Below are 2105 nucleotides of genomic sequence, written 5' to 3'. Positions count from 1 at the left end.
AAGCATGCCGGCGAGAATCTCGGCGATGTCCTGCGCCGGCGTGCCGCCGACCTGAGCGCGCCGATCCAGATGTGCGACGCGCTTGACCGCAACCTGCCCGGCGAATTTCGGACCATCCTCGCGAATTGTCTCGCCCATGCCCGTCGGCACTTCGTCGACGTGGTCAACGATTTCCCCGCGGAGTGCCGCTTCCTGCTCGAGACCCTCGGTGCGGTCTACAAGAATGACGCCATCGCTCGCGAACGCAGCCTCTCCCCCGATGAGCGCCTGCACTTCCATCAGAACAATAGCGGCCCCCTCATGGAGAAGCTGGAGACCTGGCTGCGCGAGCAGATCGATGAGCACAACGTCGAGCCGAACTCGGGCCTGGGCGAGGCGATCACCTATGTGCGCAACCACTGGGTCAAGCTGACGCTCTTCCTGCGCGTCGCCGGTGTACCGCTCGACAACTCCATCTGTGAGCGCGCCTTGAAAAAGACGATCCTCCACCGCAAGAACGCCCTCTTCTACAAGACCCTCAACGGCGCCCACGTGGGCGACCTCTTCATGAGCATCATCCACACCGCCGAGTTGAACGGCGTCGAGCCCTTCGAGTACCTGGTCGCGCTCCAGCGCCACCACGAGGATGTCGCCAAGAGCCCCGCCGACTGGCTACCGTGGAACTACCACGCCGCCCTCGCCAGGGTCGGCCACGGCCCAAGTCAGCCGCCGGTCGCCGTCTCCGAGCCCCACGCCTGACGCCGATCGCCGCCCTCGCGCCAAGCGATGTCCCCGAGGCCAGAAACAGCGGCGCCGTCGCCCGTCCTCCGAGGGGCTCCGCCCTACGCCTCGACGACACACATCTGCCGGAAGAACACCGCCGCGCGTCATGCTGCCGGCGCGGACGCAGGCCCAGCGTCTTCAAGATCTTCATGGAACCGCCTGAGCATGGTCTGTCGAGGTGCTCCCCGAAATGGCCGCCCGGGTCGGCGAAGGGGACGATGAGATCATCGTCAGTCGGAGGGCGGCCCATGGCGCGACCCAACACCTGCCGCCAGTACTCGCGCAGGAAGTCCCGCAGCCGGTCGGGCAGCGGCACGTAGCGGTCGCGTGCGCGCTTCCCGCCGCGCACATGAATGAGCTTCCGCTTGCTGTCGATGTCGTCGGCGCGAAGAGAGCGAAGCCTCTTTGATGCGCAACCCGGAGCCGTAGGCGGCCATCACCACCGCGCGGTGCAGGAGGGGCTCGATAGCGGCGATCAACCTCTCGACCTCGGTGCCGCTCAAGATGTCGGGCAGTCGATGCGGGACCTTCGGCCAGGGCAGCGCCACGATTTCCTCGGGTCGCCGCAAGGTCGTGCCGTAGAGGAACTTCAACGCAGCGACGTGCATCTTCAGCTTCTCGACGGTTGCCCGCTCGAACACCAAGGCGAGCAGGAAGTCGCGAATTTCGCGCTCGCCCAGTTCAGCGGGGGAGCGCATGTGGAACGCGGCGAACCGCTTCGCGCAGGCGACGTACTGCGCGCGCGTTCCGGGGGCGTAGTTCTTGAGCTTGAGATCCTCGATCATTCGCTGGCACAGTGACCCATGGTCGACTCCTTGCGGTGGTGGCGCCGGCCAATCCGGCGCACGGAGAGAACCGCAAGGGTCGACCCTTTTTCGCGCTCAGATCACCCGGCTGCCTCCGCTCCGGTCCGGCGGGGTCGAGGGGCAGCAGGCCCCCGTGGGGTCAAGAGGCGAAGCCCTTGCCGGGTCGTGGGGCCGCGCCCCTCGTGGTGGGGTTCGGGGCGAGGTCCCGAGGTCCCGGCTACAAAGCGGAGCGCTTCCACTTCGGCTGCGACCAGCTCGGCATCGACCTCGTCCACAGCGCGCCGTACGTGAGCGAGGGGCGCGGCGCCATCGAACGCTTCAACCAGACGGCGAAGGAGGCCTTCGCACGCCCTCGCCCCGGTCGAGATCGCGATCGCGAGCTACTACCTGATGCCGTTCAACGGGTACGTCGGGGCGTCCATCGGGCTGTCGACGCTCGTCTTCGAGGTCACCCGCGATGGCAGGACCACGTCGGTCGAGTCGGACCTCGGCTTCTCCGGACAGCTCCTGGCGGGCAAGGAATGGCGGGTCAGCGAC

At 67.1% G+C, this 2105-nt stretch carries 2 protein-coding genes; one reads left to right on the top strand and one right to left on the bottom strand.

Going from position 1 to position 2105, the window contains the following annotated elements:
* Window positions 1–738, top strand: a 738-nt coding sequence (locus ACT4N8_RS04830; RefSeq protein ID WP_444857000.1) for an IS66 family transposase, incomplete at its 5' end; no start/stop codon positions are given.
* Between the two features lie 254 nt (window positions 739–992).
* Here ACT4N8_RS04830 and ACT4N8_RS04825 read toward each other — a convergent pair.
* Window positions 993–1547, bottom strand: coding sequence for a phage integrase N-terminal SAM-like domain-containing protein (locus ACT4N8_RS04825; protein WP_444856999.1), 555 nt, complete (start codon window positions 1545–1547; stop codon window positions 993–995).
* Window positions 1548–2105: the final 558 nt, after the last annotated feature.

Source organism: Sphingosinicella sp. (assembly GCF_052387495.1).
Lineage (GTDB): Bacteria > Pseudomonadota > Alphaproteobacteria > Sphingomonadales > Sphingomonadaceae > Allosphingosinicella.
The sequence above is the reverse complement of the archived record's forward strand: the minus strand, read 5'-3'. Positions and strand labels throughout refer to the sequence as shown.

Coding starts and splice junctions, on each gene's coding strand:
- ACT4N8_RS04825 (WP_444856999.1), bottom strand. CDS start 1,547: ATGATCGAGGATCTCAAGCTCAAGAACTACGCCCCCGGAACGCGCGCG.